General features: G+C 65.6%; 17 protein-coding genes and 2 pseudogenes. 9 read left to right on the top strand and 10 right to left on the bottom strand.

Annotated features, from left to right (window positions below; translation table 11 throughout):
* Positions 1–250: 250 nt before the first annotated feature.
* Genes GXN78_RS31030 through GXN78_RS31020 form a run of 3 tightly spaced genes read right to left on the bottom strand, consistent with a single transcriptional unit; the run spans position 251 to position 3,895 of the window.
* Positions 251–2,062, bottom strand: a complete 1,812-nt coding sequence (locus tag GXN78_RS31030; protein ID WP_106559427.1) for an IlvD/Edd family dehydratase — start codon at positions 2,060–2,062, stop codon at positions 251–253.
* On the bottom strand, positions 2,062–3,078 hold the full coding sequence (gene denD / locus GXN78_RS31025) for a D-erythronate dehydrogenase (protein WP_106559428.1): 1,017 nt from the start codon (positions 3,076–3,078) through the stop codon (positions 2,062–2,064). Before denD ends, GXN78_RS31030 begins: the two co-directional genes overlap by 1 nt.
* Before the next feature lie 16 nt (positions 3,079–3,094).
* Complete coding sequence (locus GXN78_RS31020) at positions 3,095–3,895, bottom strand: FCD domain-containing protein (protein ID WP_106559429.1); 801 nt, start codon at positions 3,893–3,895, stop codon at positions 3,095–3,097.
* Between the two features lie 174 nt (positions 3,896–4,069).
* Here GXN78_RS31020 and ugpC point away from each other — a divergent pair, with 174 nt between their 5' ends.
* The 8 genes from ugpC (at position 4,070) to GXN78_RS30985 (ending at position 12,932) form a co-directional block, all read left to right on the top strand.
* Positions 4,070–5,143, top strand: a complete 1,074-nt coding sequence (gene ugpC / locus GXN78_RS31015) for a sn-glycerol-3-phosphate ABC transporter ATP-binding protein UgpC (RefSeq protein WP_106559430.1) — start codon at positions 4,070–4,072, stop codon at positions 5,141–5,143.
* 40 nt (positions 5,144–5,183) lie between these two features.
* The gene (locus GXN78_RS31010; protein ID WP_106559431.1) at positions 5,184–6,512 is read left to right on the top strand and encodes a substrate-binding domain-containing protein; all 1,329 of its coding nucleotides are present in this window, start codon (positions 5,184–5,186) and stop codon (positions 6,510–6,512) included.
* Positions 6,513–6,594: 82 nt separating this feature from the next.
* Positions 6,595–7,449, top strand: a complete 855-nt coding sequence (locus GXN78_RS31005) for a sugar ABC transporter permease (RefSeq protein WP_106559440.1) — start codon at positions 6,595–6,597, stop codon at positions 7,447–7,449.
* A complete protein-coding gene (locus GXN78_RS31000; protein ID WP_106559432.1) occupies positions 7,446–8,327 on the top strand; it encodes a carbohydrate ABC transporter permease in 882 nt (293 codons plus the stop codon). Before GXN78_RS31005 ends, GXN78_RS31000 begins: the two co-directional genes overlap by 4 nt.
* 126 nt (positions 8,328–8,453) lie before the next feature.
* Entirely contained in the window at positions 8,454–8,576 is a 123-nt protein-coding gene (locus GXN78_RS42075; RefSeq protein ID WP_258187146.1) for a hypothetical protein, read from the top strand.
* A gap of 185 nt (positions 8,577–8,761) precedes the next feature.
* Positions 8,762–9,895 carry an AAA family ATPase gene (locus GXN78_RS30995; protein ID WP_106559433.1) on the top strand — a complete coding sequence of 378 codons (1,134 nt, stop codon included), beginning with the start codon at positions 8,762–8,764 and terminating at the stop codon, positions 9,893–9,895.
* 476 nt (positions 9,896–10,371) lie between these two features.
* Entirely contained in the window at positions 10,372–11,574 is a 1,203-nt protein-coding gene (locus GXN78_RS30990; protein ID WP_106559441.1) for an SMP-30/gluconolactonase/LRE family protein, read from the top strand.
* A 323-nt stretch (positions 11,575–11,897) separates the two neighbouring features.
* Positions 11,898–12,932 carry an IS630 family transposase gene (locus GXN78_RS30985; protein WP_106561526.1) on the top strand — a complete coding sequence of 345 codons (1,035 nt, stop codon included), beginning with the start codon at positions 11,898–11,900 and terminating at the stop codon, positions 12,930–12,932.
* A gap of 67 nt (positions 12,933–12,999) precedes the next feature.
* Here GXN78_RS30985 and GXN78_RS41555 read toward each other — a convergent pair.
* The 3 genes and pseudogenes from GXN78_RS41555 to GXN78_RS30970 form a co-directional block, all read right to left on the bottom strand.
* Positions 13,000–13,743: pseudogene (locus GXN78_RS41555) on the bottom strand (PEP/pyruvate-binding domain-containing protein); the annotation flags it as partial.
* 15 nt (positions 13,744–13,758) lie between these two features.
* On the bottom strand, positions 13,759–15,456 hold the full coding sequence (locus tag GXN78_RS30975) for a PEP-utilizing enzyme (protein WP_106561025.1): 1,698 nt from the start codon (positions 15,454–15,456) through the stop codon (positions 13,759–13,761).
* A complete protein-coding gene (locus GXN78_RS30970) occupies positions 15,437–16,066 on the bottom strand; it encodes a TetR/AcrR family transcriptional regulator (protein ID WP_106561024.1) in 630 nt (209 codons plus the stop codon). Before GXN78_RS30970 ends, GXN78_RS30975 begins: the two co-directional genes overlap by 20 nt.
* 621 nt (positions 16,067–16,687) lie before the next feature.
* Between GXN78_RS30970 and GXN78_RS30965 the strand changes: the two genes are divergently transcribed.
* Positions 16,688–18,190 carry a DUF234 domain-containing protein gene (locus GXN78_RS30965; RefSeq protein ID WP_106561023.1) on the top strand — a complete coding sequence of 501 codons (1,503 nt, stop codon included), beginning with the start codon at positions 16,688–16,690 and terminating at the stop codon, positions 18,188–18,190.
* 297 nt (positions 18,191–18,487) lie between these two features.
* Here GXN78_RS30965 and GXN78_RS30960 read toward each other — a convergent pair whose 3' ends face one another.
* The 4 genes and pseudogenes from GXN78_RS30960 to GXN78_RS30945 all read right to left on the bottom strand — a co-directional run bounded on the left by GXN78_RS30960 (position 18,488) and on the right by GXN78_RS30945 (position 23,068).
* Positions 18,488–19,606, bottom strand: coding sequence for an IS110 family transposase (locus GXN78_RS30960; protein ID WP_106561022.1), 1,119 nt, complete (start codon positions 19,604–19,606; stop codon positions 18,488–18,490).
* A gap of 188 nt (positions 19,607–19,794) precedes the next feature.
* A complete protein-coding gene (locus GXN78_RS30955; protein WP_106561028.1) occupies positions 19,795–20,439 on the bottom strand; it encodes a DUF938 domain-containing protein in 645 nt (214 codons plus the stop codon).
* A 15-nt stretch (positions 20,440–20,454) separates the two neighbouring features.
* Positions 20,455–21,388 (bottom strand): annotated as a pseudogene (locus tag GXN78_RS30950) (transposase); the annotation flags it as partial.
* Between the two features lie 153 nt (positions 21,389–21,541).
* Positions 21,542–23,068 carry a cytochrome P450 gene (locus GXN78_RS30945; RefSeq protein WP_239143034.1) on the bottom strand — a complete coding sequence of 509 codons (1,527 nt, stop codon included), beginning with the start codon at positions 23,066–23,068 and terminating at the stop codon, positions 21,542–21,544.
* Positions 23,069–23,583 lie beyond the last annotated feature (515 nt).

Genomic DNA, 23,583 nt, shown 5'->3' with positions numbered 1-23,583 from the left:
TGCGGCAGGACCGACTGCCCCGCGGTGATCTCGTCTTCAGGCGGCGCGGTCCAGGCCTGGAGATCTCCGCTCCTCCCGCGCTGGCCGCCATCGCTTCGTCACGACCCGGCTGCAGGGCCGCCTCCCCAACGCCGGGGTGATGCGGAACAGACACACCGACACGATCGACCAGACGTCGATCCGTGCGCCATGGGATGGGTCGGGCCTCGGTGGGCCTCCATGGGCTCGTTGCGGCGACACTCGACAGCCGCTAATGGTTGTCCCGGGGAATGCCGAAGGTCGCATGGATCTTCTGGTACTTGACCGCGGGCTTGAGCACCATGCCTTCGGAGAGCTCGTCGACGACGGCGCGCTGGATCTCCTGCCACGGCGTCTGGCTCGGCGGGTACGGATAGCCCCCGGCCGCCTCGAGCTTTGCCCGGCGCCGGGCGATTTCCTCGTCCGGGACCAGCATGTTCGCCGTGCGCTTCTTCAGGTCGATGCGGACGCGATCGCCGGTCTCGAGCAGTGCGAGGCCGCCGCCGGTCGCGGCCTCCGGCGAGGCGTTGAGGATCGACGGCGAGCCCGAGGTGCCGGACTGCCGGCCGTCGCCGATGCAGGGCAGCGCGGCGATGCCTTTCTTCAACAGGTAGTCGGGCGCGCGCATGTTGACCACCTCGGCCGCACCGGGATAGCCGACCGGGCCCACGCCGCGCATGCAGAGAATGCTGTTCGCATCGAGCTTCATCTTCGGGTCATCGATGCGGCGGTGATAGTCCTCCGGGCCGTCGAAGACGATGGCCGTGCCTTCGAAGGCCATCGGGTCCTTCGGATTCTCGAGGTAGCGCGCATGGAACTCCGGCGTGATCACGCTGGTCTTCATGATCGCGGAGTCGAACAGGTTGCCCCGGAGATTGAGGAAGCCGGCGTTCTTCTTCATCGGCTTGGTGTACGGAAAGATGACCTTGCGGTCGCTGGTGAACTTGCCTTCGCAGTTCTCGATGAGCGTCTTGCCGTTGGCGGTGAGCGCCGGCTGGATCTTGCCCTGGGCGATCAACTCGGCGACCACTGCCGGCACGCCGCCGGCGCGGTAGTACTCCTCGCCGAGGTACTCGCCGGCCGGCTGCAGGTTCACGATCAGCGGGATCCTGTAGCCGTGCTGCTCCCAGTCGGCCGTGGTCAGCGCGACGCCGATGTGGCGCGCGATGGCATTCAGATGGATCGGCGCATTGGTCGAGCCGCCGAGCGCCGAGTTCACGACGATCGCGTTCTCGAACGCCGCGCGCGTGAGGATGTCGGAAGGCTTGAGGTTCTCTCGCACCATCTCGACGATGCGCTTGCCCGTCAGGTACGCCATCTCCTGGCGGTCGCGATAGGGCGCCGGAATCGCGGCGCTGCCCGGCAGCGTCATGCCCAGGACTTCGGCCAGCGAGTTCATGGTCGATGCCGTGCCCATGGTGTTGCAATGGCCGGTCGACGGGGCCGAGGAGGCCACGAGCTTCAGAAATTCCTGATAACCGATCTCGCCGGCGGCCATCATCTCGCGCGCCCTCCACACGATGGTGCCCGAGCCGGTGCGCTCGCCCTGGAACCAGCCATTGAGCATCGGACCCGCGTTGAGCGCAATCGCGGGAATGTCCACGGTTGCCGCGGCCATGATCTGGGCCGGCGTGGTCTTGTCGCAGCCGGTCGTCAGCACCACGCCGTCGAGCGGGTAGCCGTAGAGGACCTCGACCAGCGACAGGTATTGCAGGTTGCGGTCGAGCGCCGCCGTCGGGCGCTTGCAGGTTTCCTGGATGGGGTGGATCGGGAACTCGAAGGCGATGCCGCCGGCATCGCGGATGCCCTCGCGCACGCGCTCGGCCAGCACCAGGTGATGGCGGTTGCACGGCGCGATGTCCGAGCCGGTCTGCGCGATGCCGATGATCGGGCGCCCCGACTGCAGCTCGTCGAAGCCGAGCCCGAAGTTCATCGTGCGCTCGATGTAGAGCGCCGTCATGTCGGCGTTGGCCGGGTTGTCGAACCAGGCCTGGGAGCGCAGCGCCGCGGTCTTGCTCTTCTTGCTCTTGTTCCTCGGCTTCATCAGCGCATTCCCTTCAGCGTTTGGTCGGCGTCGGGCCGGGCCCGGCAGTCGTCGATGTACTGCCGCACGATGTCGGCGAAGTGATCGTGCGGCAAGAGCCCGAGCCGCGCGGCGCGCGCCGCCGATGCGCCGGTGGGCCAGTTGGCCACGATGCCGGCGATGCGCTCGTCGCGCTCGAAGCGCACGCGCGCCCGCACCGCCGATCCGGCGACCTGCTCGAGCGCATCGAGCATCTCGCTCACGCGCACGTTGAGGGCCGGCAGGTTGAGCGCGGTGCGCCCGCCGAAGGCCTCGCGGCTGGCCTCGAAGACGGCGATCAGGCCCTCCACCGTGCGTTGCGGCGACGACACCGGATGCGACACGTCGGGCGACACCGGGCAGATCGATTCCACGCCGGCCAGCGGCTCGCGGATGATGCCGCTGAAGAAGGACGAGGCCGCGCCGTTGGGCCTGCCCGGCCGTACCGTCACGGTCATCAGCCGCGCGGCCCGGCCGTCGATGTAGCCCTTGCGCGTGTAGTCGGCGACCAGGTGCTCGCAGATGAGCTTCTGCGTGCCGTACGAGGTCTGGGGCGCGGGCAGCGTGGCGTCGGCCACCACGCGGGGCATCGGCACGGCCGCATCGGGGCCGAAGACCGCGACCGAGCTGGAGAAGACCAGGCGCGGCACCTTGCCGCCGGCCTCGACCTGCGCGCGCAACGCGTCGAGGAGCGCGCGCGTGCTGTCGAGGTTGGAGCGCAGGCCGAGCTCGAAATCGGCCTCGCACTCGCCGGAGACGGCAGAGGCCAGGTGGAAGACGCCATCGAAGGACTCCTCGCGCAAGGCGTCGGTTTGCGAGAGCAGCGCGCCGGTCCGTGCCTCGACCCGCGCATCCGCGAGCAGGTCGGCCGGCGGCGGCGCGATGTCGCTGAGCACGAGCCTGTCGATGCGCTCGCCGGCCAAGCTGCCGCGCGCAAGCAGCGCTCGCGCCAGGCGCGAGCCCACGAAGCCGCCGCCGCCGGTGATCATCAGTTTCATGTGTTGTCCTTCCTTGTCATGGCCTGTCCTTCGGGCGGTGGAGGGCCGCTGCGGCGCGCACGGCCTTGGCGGCGGCGCGCCGGCGCCGGCCGTCGATGACCCCCCCTTCAATGAGCCGCTGCTCGCCGCGGATCAGGTGATCGATGGCGCGATGTCTCGCCGCGGCCGGATTGCGCGCGGCGATGGCTTCGAAGATGGCGCGATGCTCGCGCTGCACCGCCACCATGAAGTCCATCCGCCGGGCCTCGTTGCCGCGCGTGATGCGCATGCCCTCGCGCAGGTACTGTTCGAGAAAGCCGAGCAGCAGGCGAAACTGCGGATTGCCGGTCGATTCCCCGATCACGCGGTGGAAGGCGAGGTCTTCGGCCACGCCGTCGCGCCCGTCGGCGACGGCCGCGTCGATGGCCTTCAGGCTGCGCCGCAGGGCGGCGATCTGCGTGCGGGTGGCGCGCTCGGCGGCCAGCGCAGCGATCTCGCCCTCGAGCACGCGCCGCACCTCGACCACGTGCACCACCGCCTGCACCGAGCCCAGCACGGCGGGGTCGAAGGCCAGCGCCTGATGCTGCGGCGGGGGCGCGACGAACACGCCCAGTCCCTGACGCGATCGCACCATGCCCTTGGACTTGAGCTGGTGCACCGCCTCGCGCACCACGGTGCGCGAGACTCCGTGCGAGGCCGCGAGCTGCTGCTCGGTCGGCAGCCGATCGCCGGGTATGAGCGCGCCCGATTCGATCTGCGCGCACAGGCGCGCCGCCAGCCGGTCGGACAACCGATCGACCATCAACTGCTGGGGCTGGGGGAGGGTGGACGCCCGCACGGCGGTGGTGAAATGAGCTCGCTTATCGGGTCATCATACAAGTCCAAGGGAATGGTCGCATACCCCGGTTTGCCCTGATGCGCGGGCCTATCGCATTGCCAATACTGCGCGCTGCGACGGCACGCGCTTCCCGCGTCGGCGCACGTCCGCTTGCGAACTCTCAGGACTCAGTGCATGGCCAGTGTCACGATCCAGGCAGTCAAGAAGAACTTCGGCGACGTCTCCATCCTGCATGGGGTCGACATCGACATCCAGGACGGTTCGTTCACCGTGCTGGTGGGCCCGTCGGGCTGCGGCAAGTCGACGCTGCTGCGCATGATCGCGGGCCTGGAGGAGATCAACGGCGGCGAAATCCGCATCGGCGACCGGCGCGTGAACGACCTGCCGCCCAAGGAACGCGACATCGCGATGGTGTTCCAGAACTACGCGCTCTATCCGCACATGACGGTGCGCGACAACATGGCGTTCGCGCTCGCGCTGGCCAAGCTGGACAAGCCCACGATCGAATCCAAGGTGAAGCGTGCCGCCGAGATCCTCGGCCTCATCCCGCTGCTCGAGCGCTTTCCGCGCCAACTCTCGGGCGGCCAGCGGCAGCGTGTGGCGATGGGCCGCGCGATCGTGCGCGACCCGCAGGTGTTCCTGTTCGACGAGCCGCTGTCCAACCTCGATGCCAAGCTGCGCGTGGCCATGCGCGGCGAGATCAAGGAACTGCACCAGCGCTTGAAGACCACGTCGATCTACGTCACGCACGACCAGATCGAGGCCATGACCATGGGCGACAAGATCGTGGTCATGCGCGACGGCCGCATCGAGCAGACCGGCAGCCCGCTCGACCTCTACGACCACCCGGCCAACCAGTTCGTCGCCGGCTTCATCGGCTCGCCGGCCATGAACTTCCTGCCGGGCACGCTGCGGCGCAGGGACGGCGCGGCGCACGTGGAACTGAAGGACGGCACCCAGCTCGCAGCGCCGCTGCGCTGCGGCGGCGTCGACGGCCAGGCCGTGGTCTACGGCACCCGGCCCGAGCACCTGACGCTCGCCGATTCGAACGGCATCCCCGCGCGCGTGGCCGTGATGGAACCGACGGGCATGGACACCTTCGTCGCGTGCCGCCACGAAGGCGCGGAACTCTCCGCGGTGTTCCGCGAGCGCCACGAATTCGCGCCGGGGACCACCATCCATCTGCAGCCCGATCTGCAGCGCGCGCACCTCTTCGACGCAGGCACCGGCGAACGGCTGGTGTCCTGAATTCCACGGGCAGTCCGTTCAAGACACGAAGGAGACACCAATGACCGGGTTCAATCGCCGTCAATTTCTGGAAGGTTCAGCCGGCGTTGCCGCCGCCGCCACGCTCGGCACCGGTACCGCGGTCTTCCCCAGTGCCGCCCACGCGCAGTCGTTGACCTTCAAGCCCGAGAAGGGCGCCACGCTGCGCGTGCTGCGCTGGAGCCGCTTCGTGCAGGGCGACATCGATGCCTACATGGCCAACGTGAAGAAGTTCACCGAGGCCACGGGCGTGCCGGTGCGCGTCGACAACGAAACCTGGGAGGACGTGCGGCCGAAGGCGGCGGTGGCGGCCAACACGGGCGCGGGGCCCGACATCATCCTGTCGACCAACGACGACGCCAACCTCTATCCCGACAAGCTGCTCGACGTCACCGACCTGGCCGAGTACCTCGGCAAGAAGTACGGCGGCTGGTACCCGGCGGCGCAGGCCTTCATGCGGCCCGACGGCAGGAAGTGGATCGGCCTGCCGCTGGGCGCCTCGGGGTCGCTGATCGTCTATCGCCAGAGCATGGTGAAGGCGGCCGGCTTCGACAGCTTCCCGAAGACCACCGACGACTTCCTCAAGCTCTACAAGGCGCTCAAGGACAAGGGCACGCCCGGCGGCATGGCGCTGGGCAACGCGACCGGCGACAGCACCTGGACCAACTGGCTGGTGTGGGCCTTCGGCGGCAAGCTGGTCGACAAGAGCAACAAGGTGGTGATCGACAGCCCGGAGACGCTGAAGGCGCTGGAGTACGCGAAGGAGCTCTACGCCAACTTCATCCCGGGCACGCTCTCGTGGCTGGACCCGAACAACAACAAGGCCTTCCTCGACGGCCAGATCAGCGTGACCAACAACGGCATCTCGATCTACTACGCGGCCAAGAACTCGCAAGACCCGAAGATCAAGGAGATGGCGGCCGACATCGGCCATGCGGTGTTCCCGATCGGGCCGGTGGGGGTGCCGACCGAGTCACACCTGTTCTTCAACCAGATGGTCATGAAGTACACCAAGTACCCGCAGGCGGCGAAGGAATTCCTGCGCTTCATGATGGAGCGGCCGCAGTTCGACGACTGGCTGCAGGGCGGCGGTGGCTACGTGGCGCAGCCGCTGGCCGACTACGAGAAGAACCCGATCTGGTCCGTCGATCCGAAGCACACGCCGTACCGCGACTCGGTGAAGAACCTGCGCCCGGCCGGCTACGACGGCAAGCTGGGCTACGCCTCGGCGGGCGCTGCGGCCGACTTCATCATTCCGAACATGGTGGCCGAGGCGGCCAGCGGCTCGAAGTCGCCGAAGGAAGCCGCCGAACGGGCGCAAAAGCGTGCCGAGCGCTACTACAAGGTCTGAGCCCGCCACGGACGCGCCGGCGCCGGCGCGTCCGTGGACGGCGCGGCTTGCCGACAGCCGCAACTTCCTCGGCTTGCTCTTCATGCTGCCGGCGGCGGGACTGCTGCTGCTGTTTCTCACCTATCCGCTCGGCCTGGGCATCTGGCTCGGCTTCACCGACACCAAGGTCGGCCGCGGCGGCCAGTGGATCGGGCTGGAGAACTACGAGTTCCTCTGGGACGACGCGGTCACCCGGCTGGCGCTCTTCAACACGCTGCTCTACACGGTGGTGGCGAGTGTGTTCAAGTTCGTGCTCGGCCTGTGGCTGGCGCTGCTGCTCAACAAGAACCTGCGCTTCAAGACCCTCTTTCGCGCCGTCATCCTGCTGCCCTACATCGTGCCGACGGCGCTGTCGGCCATCGCCTTCTGGTGGATCTACGACTCCCAGTTCTCGATCGTCAGCTGGGCGCTGCTGAAGATGGGGCTGATCGACAGGTACATCGACTTCCTCGGCGATCCGTGGAACGCGCGCTGGTCCGTGATCGCGGCCAACGTCTGGCGCGGCATCCCCTTCGTCGCCATCACGCTGCTGGCCGGCCTGCAGACCATCTCGCCCTCGTACTACGAGGCCTCGGCCATCGACGGCGCATCGCCCTGGCAGCAGTTCCGGCACGTCACGCTGCCGCTGCTGACGCCGATCATCGCCGTGGTGATGACCTTCTCGGTCCTCTTCACCTTCACCGACTTCCAGCTGATCTACGTGATCACGCGCGGCGGACCGCTCAACGCCACGCATCTGATGGCCACGCTGTCCTTCCAGCGCGCGATCTCGGGCGGGGCGCTCGGCGAAGGCGCGGCCATCGCCATCGCCATGGTGCCGTTCCTGCTCGCCTGCGTGCTCTTCAGCTACTTCGGCCTGCAACGACGCAAGTGGCAGCAAGGAGGAACCGACAAATGAGCGCAGCCCAAGCCGCAACGACCGACATGGTCGGCATGAGCTATCTCGAATCGTTGCCGCGCAAGGTGGTGACCGTGTACCTGCCGCTGGTGGTCTTCCTGATCGTGCTGCTGTTCCCGTTCTACTGGATGGCGATCACCTCGGTGAAACCCGACGCCGAACTGCTGACGCGCGAGGGCAATCCCTTCTGGGTGGTGGCGCCGACGTTGGCGCATTTCCACAAGCTGCTGTTCGAGACCTCGTACCCCCAATGGATCTGGAACACGCTGCTGGTGTCGGTGGTGTCGACCTTCTGTTCGCTCGGCTGCTCGGTGTTCGCGGCCTACGCGATCGAGCGGCTGCGCTTCAACGGCTCGCGCCAGGTCGGGCTGGCGATCTTTCTCGCCTACCTGGTGCCGCCGTCGATCCTCTTCATCCCGCTCGCGAACGTGGTATTCGGCCTCGGCCTGTTCGACACGCGCCTGGCGCTGATGCTCACCTACCCGACCTTCCTGATCCCGTTCTGCACTTGGCTGCTGATGGGCTACTTCCGCTCCATTCCCTTCGAGCTGGAGGAGTGCGCGCTGATCGACGGCGCGAGCCGCTGGCAGATCCTGGTGAAGATCGTGCTGCCGCTGGCCGTGCCCGGCCTGATCTCGGCCGGCATCTTCGCCTTCACCTTGTCGTGGAACGAGTTCATCTACGCACTCACCTTCGTGTCCTCGTCGGAGATCAAGACGGTGCCGGTCGGCGTGGTGACCGAGCTCGTCCAGGGCGACGTCTACCAATGGGGGCCGCTGATGGCCGGCGCGCTCCTGGGCTCGTTGCCGGTGGCGTTCATCTACTCGTTCTTCGTGGAGTACTACGTGTCGGGGTTGACCGGGTCCGTGAAGGAGTGAGGGAGAAGGGGCCCAGCGGCCGGGGAGCGGCGTGCCGGAGGCGGCGCCGCCGGCCACGGTGCAGGCCGCCTGCGACGCGACCCGTACGCTGTTGGAAGGCGCGAGCCGCGCGACCTGGCGGAGGTCGTGCTGGACGACGAAGGCGTTCCCGACTTCCACCGCCGCGTCTACGAGATCGTCGCTTCGCCTGCCGCAGGCGACCCGTTGAAGTTGGGTTCGTCGGACGCTCAGGACGACGAGAAGACGTGAGCGCCGAAGGTCCCGCCTTGTAGAAGGCGAGAAGTCGCGTTTGGGCTCGAAGCTCCGAGACCGCTGCCAGCCACAGAACCGGACTTCCGCAACGTATCCGCAAATGAATCACCCTAGGCAGAGCGAGTATTGTGAAAAATTAAACTATCTTTCAACAATTATGAAGATTGAATATAATTTTTCGTATGGAACTGAACCAGATTTGGCACTGCCCCCGACCGGAGCTCGCAAAGCGCTACCTAGCCCTGCTGCAAGCCGGGCCGGTTGTGAGCACGACCATTTTCGCGCCCCGGCGCACCGGGAAGACGGTGTTTCTGCGCAAAGACCTGACGCCGGCAGCCGACGCTGCCGGCTTCACCGTCGCGTATGTGGACCTTTGGCAGACGAGGTTGAACCCCGGCATCGCGATTGTTCGGGGGCTGGAGGAAGCGCTCACGCCGAGGACGTTGGCACAAAAGGCGCTCCACAAGCTGCATGAGCCGGTCAAGAAGGTCAAGGCATCCGGCAGCGCGGGTGAGTTGAAGGGCGCCATCGAGGTTGAGTTGGGCGACGCGAAAAAGGAAGCCACTGAGCTCGCCCTGCGTATCGAAGAACTTGTTGTCAAGCTTGTTTCCAAGAAGAAGCTTCTGCTCTTGGTCGATGAAGCTCAGGAACTTGCACGAAACAAGGAGAATGAACTGATGGCAATGGCACTGCGCACCGCCATCACCAAAAACAGCGACAAGCTGCGAGTCGTATTCACCGGCTCATCGCGCACGCAACTCGCCAACGTCTTCTCCAACAGCACCGCGCCACTCTTCTCGGTGGGCGCCGCTGTTCAAGAGTTCCCGATGCTTGGCAGAGAACTGGTCGAATTCGTCGCAAAGAAGTTCCAGGTCGCCAGCGGACGAACCCTGGACGTCGCCGCAGGGTGGACGGCCTTCCAAGAATTCCATCAGCAGCCCGAGCCATTCCTCTCGGTGGTCGTGGCCATGCTCATGGACCCATCGCTCTCCTTAGAGCGCGCAGTGGCAACCGAAAAGGCAGAGCAGGACAAGGAGGAAAACCACGAAGGAACCTGGGGGTCGCTCGATGCGATGCAGCGCCAGCTCCTTCTGCTCTTCGTCAACGACCCGCATGCCAAACCATTCGGAAAGGCGGCGCTTGTGAAGCTTGCCAAAGCTCTCGGCGTTCCTTCGCTCGCGCCGTCCGACGTGCAGTATTCGCTCAACAACTTGAAGTCCAAGACCATCATCTCGAAGGCGCCAGGCGGTGTGCACACGTTCGAAAGTGCGGCGTTCGAGCGCTGGGTCAGAACGTTGGCGCCCGTTAATCCCTAACCGGCGCCAAACCGGGCTGGGGCGTGTGGCAGCATCCGCCGTCCAGGCGCGGCCCGGCCCGGGCGGGGAGCGTGAAAGACAGGCTGGCCAGCACCACAGCAACCAGCGCGAGGATTCTCTTGGGGATCATTGGCGATGTTGGCCCTCGCGATGGCGCCGTCGCCGGGCGAGCGTTCAGCGGGTCCAGGGGACTACAGGATAGAGAGTCAAAGAGCTGTGAGCGAAGGAGCGAAGCTGTGCTCCGAAGACCCGAATCCCGCCCTGCGGCCACTGGGCAGAACGCGTCCTGGAATGAACCGCACGCATGCCACTGAACTGATGGCGAAGGTGCCACGCACCTCGAGGCGCGACCCGGTGGGCCACTGGCCCGGGGTCGCGTTTTGCGCAAGAAGCGCATAGGATGCGAGCCGCTTTCCATCTGATGGGGGTGAGTCATGCTGCCAACGGATTTCCAGCCGGTGTCGAATCGCGCCGCGATGCGTCGCCAATTCCTGCGCGGCGCGGGCGCCGCCGTCGCGAGTGCCGTCGTGATACCGCGATGGGCGAGCGCGCAATCGGGCTCGGCCTCGGCCAACGCGCCCATCGGCCCGCCCAGCACCGTCACGCAGCCTCCCCGCGACTTCAGTCGCCGCGGCGCGCCCACCACCTACTTCACCGACCCTGACGTGCTCACGGTCGATCCGGCCTTCGACGGCCTGCGCCAGCCTAACGCGCCGATCCAGCGGCTGTGGACGGGCGCGCTGTGGTCCGAAGGGCCCGCGTGGAGCTCGGTCGGCCGCTTCCTCGTGTGGAGCGACATTCCGAACAACCGGCAACTACGCTGGAGCGAGGACGACGGGCACGTGAGCGAGTTCCGCGTGCCTTCCAACAACAGCAATGGCAATACTTTCGACTACCAGGGCCGGCAGCTCTCGTGCGAGCACCTCACGCGGCGCGTCGTACGCTACGAGCTCGACGGCTCGACAACCGTGCTGGCGTCGAACTTCAACGGCAAGCGGCTCAACTCACCGAACGACGTGGTGCCGCATCCGGACGGCAGCTACTGGTTCACCGACCCGCCCTATGGCGCGCAGCTCTACGAAGGCACGGTCGACGCGCCCGGCGGTCCCGCGAACAAGGCAGGGCGATTGAATCCCAAGCTCGGACAGCCGCCCGAGATCGGCAGCTACCAGCGCGAGTTGCCGACGGCGGTGTACCGCCTCGACAAGAGCGGCGCGCTCACCCAAGTGGCCGGCGAAGACCTCGTGCCCGACCCCAACGGCCTGTGCTTCTCGCCCGACTTCAAGAAGCTCTACATCGTCAGCACCGGCCAGGGCCCGGGCGACACGATCGCGGGCGGCAAGGGCGACATGTACGTGTTTGACGTCGGGCCGAACAACACGCTGAGCAATGGCAAGCTCTTCAACAACTTCATGATCGACGGCGTGAAGTGCGGCCCCGACGGCGTGCGCTCGGACGTCGACGGCAACCTCTGGTGCTCCAGCAATGCGGGGCGCCGCGTCGGCTACAGCGGCGTGACGGTATGGACACCCGGCGGCAAGCTCATCGGGCGCATCCGCCTGCCGGAGGTCTGCGGCAACGTCTGCTTCGGCGGACCGAAGCGCAACCGGCTCTTCATGGCCGCGAGCCAGTCGCTCTACGCCGTGTACACGGCCACGCAAGGCGCGGCACCCGGCTAGGCGTGCGCCGGGTCATCGCGCGCGCACTGTCTCGGCGCGCGCAGTCCCTCGAACTCCCGCCTGAGACCTGACCTGAGGACCTTTCCTTCTTGCGCCCCTGACCGGCGCGGAGGAGGCCCTTGCGGCGTCGGCCGAGGAACAGCGCGATGCGGTTCTCCAGTGACAGGCTCCAACCGGCCAACAGCGGCCGGTCGTGTCGGGACTGCTAGTTAGGCAAGCGCACGTGCTCGTCCGTGTGGTCGCCTGCAGCTGGACTTACTCAGTAGTCGATAATTTAGGCTACAAAAGTCACCGCGGCGATCGGTTTGATGATCCAATAGTGCATGAAGCGAGATGGCCGCACGCTGGATCACAAAACGCTTGAAGAGATTCGCCTGATGGCGGTGGAGCGAGTTCGCGACGGGGAGAAGCCCTCTGCAGTGATTGCCGCCTACGGTTTCAGCCGCACAACCATCTACAAATGGCTGAAGGCCTCGTCGGGTCGAGGCAAGGGACTCAAGGCATTGCGCGGCACGCGCGGCACCGGGCGACCACGGACGCTGAGTGCCGCGCAAGAGCGCCAAATATTTCGTTGGATCAATGGGCGCGACCCGCGACAGTACGGACTGGACTTTGGGCTGTGGACACGCGCCATTGTCGTGGCGCTGATCGAGCAGAAGTTCGGCGTGAATATGGGGGTGACCGCAGTCGGTGCGTTGCTGGCCAAGCTCGGACTGACCCCGCAAAAGCCGCTGCAACGCGCCTACCAACGCGATCCTCAAGCCATCGAGCGCTGGCAGCGTGAAACCTACCCCGGCATCGCCACGGCTGCGAGGCAAAGTGGTGCCGACGTCTACTTCTGGGACGAATCGGGCTTTCGGGCTGACACCGTGCACGGCAAGACCTGGGCGCCCATGGGCAAGACCCCGGTTATCGAGCGGCCCGGCCAACGCCAGTCGATCTCCGCGGCATCGGCCGTCAACGCCAGGGGTGGATTCTGGTTTGCGACTTACCAGGGTGCGCTCAATGCCGAACTGTTCATCGAATTGCTCAAGAAGATGATGAAGGGTCGCAGCAAGCCGGTGCACTTGGTGGTCGACGGATTGCCGGCCCACAAGAAAGCCAACGTGCGCGAGTACATCGAATCCACTCAGGGCAAGCTGAGCATGCACATTCTGCCGGGCTACGCACCGGACCTGAACCCGGACGAACTGGTCTGGAGTCACGTCAAACGTACCGGCGTGGCTCGCAACCCATTGCGAGCTGGCGAGAAACTCGAAATCCGCGTCGACCAGCAACTGCGCAACATGCAGAAGAATCGCCGGCTTGTTCGATCATTCTTCGAAGCGCCCTCTGTCGCCTATATTTCCGACTGCTGAGTAGGATCGCCGTGAGCGCTCGCCGCTGCAGGAGGTAGAGCCGGCCGCCGGCGAACGCCCACTCGATGTCGTGGCCCCCGCCAAACACCTCGTCGCAGCGGAGCGCGAGCGCATGAAGCGCGGCGAGCTGTGCATCGTCGAGGCAGAGCACGCGGGTGAGCCCCTCGGAAACGTGTGTGCTGCTTGTGCCGCCTTCCGGGTCGGTGCGTATGGCGACGTCCTTCAGTCCCGCGATTCGCTCGGCGACGGCACCGTCACGCCTCAAGCGGAACCGATCTGGGATGACGAGACCGGCAACGACCGACTCCCCGAGCCCCCAGGCCGCCTCGATCACGAGCTCGTCCGACCCGTTGACAGGGTTACGGCTGAAGAGCACGCCGGCGGAGTCCGCATCGACGAGTTCCTGTACGACGACGGCCATTCTCGGCTCGCGGGGCAGCCGAAGGCGCTCGCGGTACGCGAACGCTGAAGGCGAGCGCGCCGAGCGCCAGATGGCGGACACGGCGTCAACGAGTTCGGGCTCGGAGCGCAGGTTCAGCTGCGTCAGATGCTGTCCTGCGAAGCTCGCCTGCTCGGAGTCCTCACCCACTGCGGACGAGCGCGCCACGAGCGGGGCGCCGAGCGTGCGAAAGACTGCAGCCAGCCGCTGCCTCGCGTCGCGTTCGTCAGCAGCGAGTGCATCCACGAACCCGTACGGAAGCGCGACACCCGCGGGAACGGGCAGGCCCGCACGCGTGGCCGCGGCCAGCTGCGCGGCCTTGCCGCCAAACAGGCTTTCCTCGAGCTCCTCGGTAAGTGCTGCCGGTTTCATCGTCGCCTGCTTCCGTCATGCGACGAGCTCGACCTCGCCCGCGGTGCCATCGACGATGATCCTCGCACGGTCCAGGAGCACGGAGGTCGCATCGGTGCACCCGACGACTGCCGGCAGCCCGTACTCGCGCGCGACGATCGCGGCATGCGAGAGCAGCCCGCCCCGGTCGGTCACGATCGCGCCGAGGAGCGGCAGCACGATGTTGAATGCCGTCGTCGTCGAGTTCGTGACGAGGATGTCGCCCCGCTCGATGCGACCAAACTCCTCGGTGCCGCGAATCACCCGTGCGATGCCCTCGTACACGCCTGGGCTGACGCCGAGACCGTGCACCTTTCGCTCCTCGGTGCGTGGCTTCGGCGCGGCGAAGATCGCCTGCACGGCTGCACCGATCGCGCGCTCCAGCCTTGCCGCCGAGGACGGCAGCCACTCGGGCGGCAGCGGATCGCCCGGCTCGCCGCCGAGAAACGCCGGCGCATCCGCGTAGCGCGCCTTGAGCCGGTAGCGCGCACGCTCGGCCAGTTCCTCGCCCGATGGGCCGTCGCCGGACTCGACGAGGCTTCGCAGCTCCGCGTAGCCAGCCTCGACGAGATGGCCCGGATCGGCGAGCCGTCCCGCCGCCGTAAGCCGACGGCCGGCCGCCAGGATCGCGCGCCGCATAATCCCGATCGCCCAGAGGTCGGCGTAGATGCCCCGCTCGTCGCGTAGCCGGTAGGTCGCCCGAGCCTCCTCGAGCAGCGCGTCGAAGGCATCGCGATGCCGAGCGGGCACTGCGTCGCGCAACTCAGAGGTCTTCCGGTCCAGGTCGTTCGCCGGTGGAGTCTCGAGGCGATCGAATGCTGTGCGGATCGCTCCGACGATCAGCTCGGGAAGCTCGTGCACCGACGGGTCGCCCACGTCCTCGCCGTTTACCGGCCGGTAGGCGACACGATCGACGTATGCCGAAGCGAGCCGGCCCGTGTCGCCGGACAGCGAGCGAAGCGCGGCGACCACCTCACCCGGCTCTCCGGCCGACGTGAGCAAGGCCGTCGCCGCCGTATCTAGTCGGAGAGCGCCGACCAGTCGCTCGAGCTCTTCGTCTGCACCGAGCGGGTCGGGGTTCGCGCCCTGGAGGAGACCGAGTAACTGGGCTGGCGAGCGGCCTGTCCACTCTTGCGCGTGCACGAGGAAGTCGCCCACAGACAGGAGCGCCGGCACGTTGAAGAGGTGATGCATGTACGCGCCATGGATCTGGTTCTCGCGGCAGCGATCGATGTATGCGAGGAGCGCAGGCGTGTCGAGCGCCGCCGGGTCAACCGCGAGCAGCGCGAGGTGAGCTCGGATCGCCGCGGGCTTCACCTCCAAGTCCCAGCGCTCGAGGTCCTCGCGCCAGAGCTTGCGCTCGAACACGGTCGCGCTCGTCTCGAGCCTGCGCCGAATCATTGGGTGATTGCGCGCGAGCTCGTCCCACACCTCTTTCGGAGGGTGACCGACCGCCTCCCTTGGCGCGCCGACCGGACGTGCGCAGTAGTACGGGAACCCGTTGACGAAGCCCGCCTCCAGGTACTCGAGCAACGATCCGTAGCGGCGGAGGCTCTCGCCGAAGCCGCGCTGGAACGCGTCGGGAAAGATCTCCACGTGGAAGCGGGTCACCGGCCGCGTCCAGTGAGTCGGGTCGAGGAACCACGATCCCGGACCGGGTGGGGCGAAGGTTTGCTCAGCGACGAGTGTCATCATTACCAACCTCCTTCATGCTTGCCGGATTGCGGCGAAGTTCGTCCGTCAGCACGCGTACGGCCCAGGCGGCGGCCTTGCCGGCCTCCGGGCCCTCGAGGTCCCACTGGTCGCGCATCGCCTGCCAAGCGGGCGCGCTCACGAGCAGGTAGATCACCGCAAGGGCGCGCCGACGCTCGGCCGGGCCGAGCCCGCCGGTGACCTCCCGCATCGCCTTCTCGAACGTCGCCAGTCGCCGGCGCCGCGTGCGGGCCCGGATCTCCTGTCCGCGCTTGGATAAGAGGGCGCGGATCAGCGGCGCTCGCTCGTCGTACATGCGATAGAGCGCAGGCGCCATCTCGCGGACGCCCTCGAGCGTGTCTGGGTAGGAAAGGAGGACGACCTGGAGGTGCTCCTGCGCCCATTCACCGAACTCGTCGAAGAGCGCCTCCTTGGTCGGAAAGTGCCGGTAGACGGTACGGACCGACACGCGGGCGCGCACGGCGACAAGCGGAACGGTGACCTCGTTGACCTCCTCGTCCGCCAGCACATCCGCCGTCGCCTCCAGTATCCGAAGGCGCGTCTGCTCCATCTGTTCTGCGCGGAGCGGGCTCTCGTACGTGGTCGTGCTCATGACAGCAGAATATTCATGTCACGTTGTCGTGTCAAGAAGGCATGCTGACATGTCGCCAATTGCCGCGCCCCATGATGCCGTGGCAAAGCCGATTGAAAATCGTGAATCTCTACGCTGCATCGCGACTAATCCCGCGGCCCTGCGCCGTGCGCGTGCCAGCCCGTTAGCCGCGACATGGACCGCAAGGGGCTCGGAGCCGCGGGCCGGCGACAGGCTACAGTCGGCCAAACCAGCCGTCGGCCGCCGCGCTCCAAAGTAGCAATCCACTCACCCGATGTCCGCCAACCGTGCCCAAAGCAGCTGACGTCCAGCAGCGATATTTACGATGGCGAGCAGGGGGCCTTCGAGTCGTCGCAGGTTGCCCGTCGGTCGTCGAAAAAGATGAATCGGCTCCATGCAGTGAGCCGATTTCGAACCGGACGAGTCCGTCGGGCTGTGGACCCAGCTACCCTGGCTTCCGAGCCTCTGCTCGCATAAGATAATTTATCTTTACTTATTCAAATGACCGCGTGATTGCCGTCAGATGGCTACGGGCGCCGGAGTGGTGGTGGGTGAAATTCCTTTATCCAGCAGGAACTTAGGTGATTTGACACGTAAGCAAAGATATATTATCTTAAACACATGACTGACTGGAGCTTCTACGGCAGAGGGACACAACTCGACGACCTGAAGAGCCTTGTGCACCGCGGAAACTGGTTCTTCTGCCGCGTCCAGGGGCGCCGCCGCATTGGCAAGACAGCGCTACTGAAGCACTTGGCCACCCTCGACGGCGACCTGATGGCCAGGCTGGTGTACATGCAAGTGCCCGACTCCGACCAGTTCGATGTGGTTGCCACATTCAAGGCAGCCCTCGGACAGAGTGACCAGCAAGTCGCCCGCGACCTGGTCCCTAAAGTCGACGATTTCGCCTCCATGGCAGCGGCCATTGGCACGCTCTGCCGTGCAGGCATGGTTGTCGTCCTGGATGAATTCCAGTACTTCACTCGGGCGGCCTTGCGTGCGTTCAACTCCTTCCTGCAGGCTCAAGTCGACATCTTGCGCGGAACCAAGGGCGGGGGCCTGTTCGTCCTGGGTTCCATTCATTCGGAGATGGAAGCTCTACTAGACGACAAAGGCGCCCCCCTGTATGGCCGCCTGACGTCGCAGCAGCACCTGAATCACTGGGACTTCGAGGACCTGATGGTGGTCTACAAAGCCCACGGCTTGGAAGACCCATACGAGTGGCTCTCGCTCTGGAGCTTCTTCGAGGGCGTGCCCAAGTTCTACCGCGACTGCTACGAGCAGGGGCTGTTCGACGTGGAGCCTGCGGCATGCCAAGCCGAGCTGCTCAAGCGCATGTTCCTCATGAGCAGCAGCCCGCTCACCGAGGAAGCGGACACCTGGTTTTTGCGGGAAATCCGCGGTCGGGGCGTGTCAATCCTCAACTTCCTGGCCCAGAACCCCGGCTGCACAAACGGCGAGGTCAATGCTGCTTTCGCAGGCAAGGACGAGAAAGACAAGAAGGCTCTGGCGGCCTATCTCGGCACCCTCGCGAACCACTACGGCCTCGTTGAACGGCAGTTGCCCGTCTTCTCGGACAGCACGAGCCGCAACGCCCGGTACTACATCGCGGACAACTTCTTGCAGGGCTGGCTGGCAGTGGCCAAGCCTGCACGCGACGTCGTGCGCTTGAAGCCCATGGACCGGGCTATCGAATATGCGCTGCCTCGCATGAACACCCACGAGGGACACGCGTTCGAGAAGCTGATTCGCCAGCTGCACATCGAGTGCTCTCAGAAGGGCAAGGGCGATTTCAGCCTGACGGACATCAATCTCGGCTTCTGGAACCGGCCGCGAGACGCGAGCCGCAACATCGAAATCGACGTGGTCGCCATGGACGGGGACACCAAGACGGTTCGTTTCGGGAGCTGCAAGCGCTCGGCCTCAGCGCACACACCGGGCGCCCTGGCGGAATTCGACCGGCACATCGAAGCCTTCCTCGGTACCAAGGAAGGCAAACGTGTTCTCGGCTGGAACGTGCAGAAAGTGTGCTTCTCGCCCAAGTTCACGGCCGGAGAGCGTGCCGCACTTCGCGCCCGAGGCTATGGCACCCGCGACCTACTGGACTACGCGCGCCTGTTTTGAACCGGCACCGGCCGTCAGCCTGCTCATATGGTCGCCAGTGTCAATAGCGCTCCTGCATGGCTATGGGGTGTAGGTGCATGTTGGGATCGATCAGGTGATGCGACTCGAGCGTTTGCAGCGACGATGAATCAAGCTCATATCCGCGGTTTGGTTACCTGCACTTCATCGATTCGTCGTGGGCCTGCCTCGCTCTAGGGTCGGGGATCAGCCTTGCGGTGCCCTTGTAACAGGCTCGAGGATTGCCCTATCGTTGCTCGTGTCGCATCGCCAGATCGATCCGGGGGCGTCTTCGCCTTTTCAGGTTGACTCGACCTTCTCGCGTTGCGCCTGCATGCCGATGGCCCAGACGAAGCCGGCCAGTTCTCTTGCGACCGCGACGCAGGCCTTGTTGGCTTGCAAGCCGCGTGCATTCAAAGCGGCAAACCGCTGAGTCAGCCGCAGCTGCGCCGTCCAGGCCATCCTTCGTATCGGTTCGGACAACTCCTGTTGTCGAATCTGCGCCTGTTTGCCGATGCGCGCTTTGAAGCGATAGTTCCAAGCGGCCTCAGTCAACAGTCGCCGCGCATGCGCGTTGCCCGTCTTGGTGATGCTGCCGCGGCTCGTGCGCTCGCCGCTGGAATGCTCGGACGGTACCAGCCCGAGATAGCCCATGAGCTTGCGCGGATGTGCAAAGCGACCAAGGTCGCCGATCTCGGCCACCAAGCCAATCGCTGTGATCGCGGCAACACCACGCAGTGCCTGCAGCGCACCGACCACCGATTCAAAGCGCCAGCCAGCGATCGAGGACAGCAGCGCCTTCGTCAGCCTATCGACACGATCATCTGCCGCCGTCACGGCTTGCCAGTATTCGGTGAACGCGGTCTGGGCGGCACCAACACCGAAGTTCAGCGTCCCCAGCCAGCGGTAGTAGGCACCGCACCACGAGGTCTTGCCCTTGTAGCGCACGTCGTGGCGCAGCAAGAAGCCCTTGAGCTGATGGCGGGCCTGGACGCGACTGTGAACCGCGTCTTCCCGCGCCCGCGACAAATCCCGAATCGCTTCGTCGTCCGGATCGGGAATCCACACGGCGCTCAACTGGCCAGCACGTGAACACTCGGCCAATTGAACGCTGTCGCGTGTGTCAGTCTTGATCCGCTCACCTGGACGTCGCGGGATCTGCGATGGGGCAATGATCTCGCAGCTATAGCCCTTGACCTTCAAGGCACGCTGCAGACCGAAGCCCGTCGGGCCAGCCTCGTACACGATGTGCAGTCGCTCCGCGGTGCCGACCTTGGCCAGCACTCTTAGCAGCTTGGACACGTCGTGCGGGACCTTGCCGACCAATCGCCCGGGCGCTCGGTCAGGCTCGGCCGCCGCCACGCTGATGCTGTCCTTGTGGACATCCAATCCCACGTGAATCTTGCTACGCTCTTCCATGGTCGGTCTCCTTGTTGCTGACGACGCAAGTCACAGCATGTAGCTCTACGTTTTTGGACGCAATCTACGATGTTGGAGACCGGCCGCCTACGCTGGGGCGGCGACCATCATGTCTAGATTCCAGCTGTAACCTTTGGCCGGCCGCCCTCGGCCAGTTCCCCGCCATTCGTGGCCGACAGCTTTGGTGCTCAAGCAAACCCGTCGACGAGGGCCCGCGCGCCGGGGAGTGCGCCGTTTGATTTCCGCCAGACCAGAGTGAAGTTGTTTGCCGGCATTGGTACGGCCTCCTCCAGCGCAAGGCCTTCATTGCCCGCGACTTCCGCCACCTTGTCGATGTCGCGCACGCCCCAGAGCGGATTCCTTGCGCGCAGGCTCGCGTCGAACGCTTCGTTGCTCTGCGACGTATGCGCGCCGCCGCGCATGTACGGGCCGTAGGTCACAAGCACGCCACTGGCGGGCAGGATCCTGCCGGCGCCCGCCATCAACGCGAGCGTGGCCTCCCACGGGGAGATGTGAATCACGTTGATGCACACGACCGCGTCGGCCGCGGATACGGGCCAGGGATGCTTCGTGACATCGATGGCGAGAGGCGGCTTTACGTTCGACAGGTTGCCTTCGGCCACCCACGCCTCGATGGAAGCATGGCGCTCCACGTCCATCTCGCTGGGCTGGAAAGTGAGGGCGGGCAAAGCCCTGGCGAAGTGCACCACGTGCTGCCCGGTGCCGCTGCCGATCTCGAGCACTAGGCCGCGTGGCGGCAATACGCGCGCAAGTACCTCGAGCATCGGCTGCTTATTGCGCTCGGGGGAGGGGGCGGTCTCGCGTGAGTCCATGCAGCGATGGTAAGCGTAGGTCGTGATGCCCGCGTCCTCGCAGGCCTTGAGCTCCGTGCCGTTGAAGTAGCCGCGGCGGCGAGGGCCTGCAGCTTGGTCTTGCCCATCGCCTCGCACGCGGCCGTTGCCATCGTTGGTGACCTCGTGCGCCACGATCGGGTGGTGTCTGGCGTCGACCGCCGCTTGGACGTTGTAGCCCACCAGGCCCGACCCCTTGGCTTGCGAGTTCATCGATCGCGCATCGGGATCGGTGAGCGAGCGTTGCCCGTCGGGTTCCTTCTTCAGCTCTTCCCTCGTGCGATCGAGCTGCTTCGTCTGCTCGCGCAGCTTCTTGATCTTGTCCTGCAGCCGCTCGGTCTTGGCCTCGACCTCTGTTCGGCTGCGTCCGGTCGGCCGTCTCCAGGGCGTCGAGGTAGCGCTGGATGCTCTGCTCGATCTGCCGCTGACGAGCGTCGATCTTGCCGGCGGTGAAGTTGCGGTCGCGGTTGCTGACCGCCTTGAACTTGCTGCCGTCAATGGCCACGATGGCATGAGAGAACAGCTTGAGGTCGCGGCACAAACCAACGAAGCGGCGGCAGACCTTGCGGATACCCGCCCCATTGTCGTGGCGGAAGTCGGCGATGGTCTTGAAGTCCGGCGCGAGCCGGGCGATGAGCCGCATCAGTTCGACGTTGCGCTGCGCCTCGCGCTCCAGGCGGCGGCTCGACTGGATGCGGTTCAGGTAGCCGTAGATGTAGAGCTTCAGCAGGACCGAGGGATGATAGGAAGGCCGACCGGTGGCTGCCGGATCGACGCCTTCGAAGCCCAGTGCATAGAGATCCAACTCCTCGACGAAAGCATCGACGACTCGCACCGGGTTGTCTTCGCCGATACAGTCTTCAAGGCACTCTGGCAGCAGAGCGACCTGCTGTCGGTCTTCGCCTTCGATGAACGCTTCATGGGCCTCCACCTCGCTCAGACGGGTTGGCTCAATATAGGCCAGACTTGCCGCGGCCGCGGCCGCGGCGGAGGCTGCGCGGGGCCGACGCACGCGATGCCCCTATCCTCGGCCGACAGCCTGGCAGGCGGCCGGCCCACGCCCTGACGCGGAGGCGAGCGCGATTCAGGCCTCAGCGCTGATGCCGTGCTCGCGCACATTCATCCTCAAGCCCACAGGTGCCATGGCCAGTTGCAGCCGTTCGCGCGGCTCCTTGCCGTCGACCGTGCTCACGTTTTGGATGTCGAAGCGACTCAGCAGAACCGCCATCGCCATCTTCATTTCAACCAGGGCCAGGTAGCGCCCAGGGCAGATGCGGGGGCCAGCACCGAAGGGCATGGAGATCCGCTTGGCGGCGCTGGCGTTCTGCCCCGGGTGGCCGTCGGCAAACCAGCGTTCGGGGTTGAAGCGGGCGGCCTCGTGAATGTGGGTCTCACTCATCGCGTCGCGCCGCATGACCGCGATCACCACCATGCCGGCAGGGATGCGCACGTCACCCAGCGTGGTGTCGCGCAGGGCTTGCATCGCGTTCTGCGGAGCCACGGGCTTCAGGCGCATGGTTTCGTGGGCGCAGGCTTCTACATAGTTCAGTTGACCGATCTGGTCGACGGTGGGTGGCTCGCCATCGGCACACACGCGGCGTACCTCCGCGGTGGCCTGGGCCAGAGCCTGCGGGTTTTGCCATAGCAAGTGGATCATCCATGCCAGCGTGTTTGCCGTGGTGTCCTCTCCGGCCAGGAGCATGGTGAGCACATTGCCTGCCACTTGCTTGTCATCCATTCCACTGTCAGGTTCGTCAGCGGCAACCAGCAAGGCCTCCAGCAAGTTGGATGGGTGCTCGCGCAGGGCCGGATTCGCCTGTAGTCGCCGGCGACCTTGCGCGATGAAGCCGTCGACGGCCGCATTCACCTCGACCACGCTGTGCACCAGAGCGCGATCCTCGGCCGATGGGAACCAGCGCCACAGCGGAAGTGGCGCGAAGATGCGCTTGAACACGGCCGGAAAGATGCGGTTGAGATGTTTCTGGATCACATCCTCGTCGCTTTCAAGCGTATTGACCTCGGCGCCGAACGCCAAACCGGCAATCGCGTCGACTGTGAAGCGCATCAGATCAGCCTGCAGATCGATGGTGGTGCCATGACGCGCGGCCTGCTGCCAGCGCTTGGCCAGGCGCAGTCCAACGCGCTGCAGTGCCGGGTGATAGCGCTTCACATGACCGGGATCGAAGGCGGCCATCACCATGCGTCGCTGGCGACGCCAAGTCTCGCCGTTGGGCCCGAACACGCCAGCCATCAGACCGAGTTCTGTCCACACCTGTTCGAGCTTGGTGGTACGGCGAAAGCCGTCCGGGCGGTCACGCAGGGCAGTGGCAATCAGTTCATGGTCACCGAGCACCACCGCGCGGCGAGGGCCCAGGCGCAGCTTGAAGATCGGGCCGTGCTCTTCACACCAATTCTCCAGTTGCAAGTGCAGTCGCGTGGAGTCAATCTGAAACAGGTTGCCGAACACCGGCACGCCGCGTGGGCCGGGGAGATCGTCGAACTGGCGCAGACGGCTCGCCGAGGTAGGCGTATTCATAGGCTTGCCGGCTGCCACGAGCGGCGCAAAGAGCGAAGGTCGTGCCAGATGGCCCTGCTGAATTGGATCGATCAAGTGTTGGGCAGCTTTGAGAGCTCGGCAATCGACAATTGTGAGGATGGCGGTGGCAATGCGGCCGCTTACACAGCAATCCGGTCGTGGCCCGACTGTCAGCCGCCGACGCCGCCAACGTGCGGGACAGCCGCTGCACGTGCGCTGCGTTCTTCAAGACCCCAGCAGCCAAGCGCGAGTCCGAGGAGTTGCTGGCGCTCGCAAGGTCTACACGACGAAGGTCAGCGGCGCGCACGCGACATGGGACGGCCGCCTGCCCGGGAGCGACGTCGATGCTCAGCCGTTCGAACATGCCGCGGCCCTTCGGAGGACATGGCCCGATTGGAGATTGCGCGACAGTGGCTGCCCTGCGACTACGTCCGCGCTGGTCGTGGAAGGACGCTGCACGTCCCAGGTGACGCGCAACGCAAAGGCGCGGGGTCGGGGGAGGGCCGGGGGCTCGCAGGGGCTGTCGGCCAGCGCGTGGCCGCATGCCGTCACGCCGGGTCGGGGCCAGCATCGCGAAAGCCTCAGCCCTG

It is taken from the genome of Variovorax sp. WS11, assembly GCF_010499245.1.
Taxonomy (GTDB): domain Bacteria; phylum Pseudomonadota; class Gammaproteobacteria; order Burkholderiales; family Burkholderiaceae_C; genus Variovorax.
The sequence above is the reverse complement of the archived record's forward strand: the minus strand, read 5'-3'. Positions and strand labels throughout refer to the sequence as shown.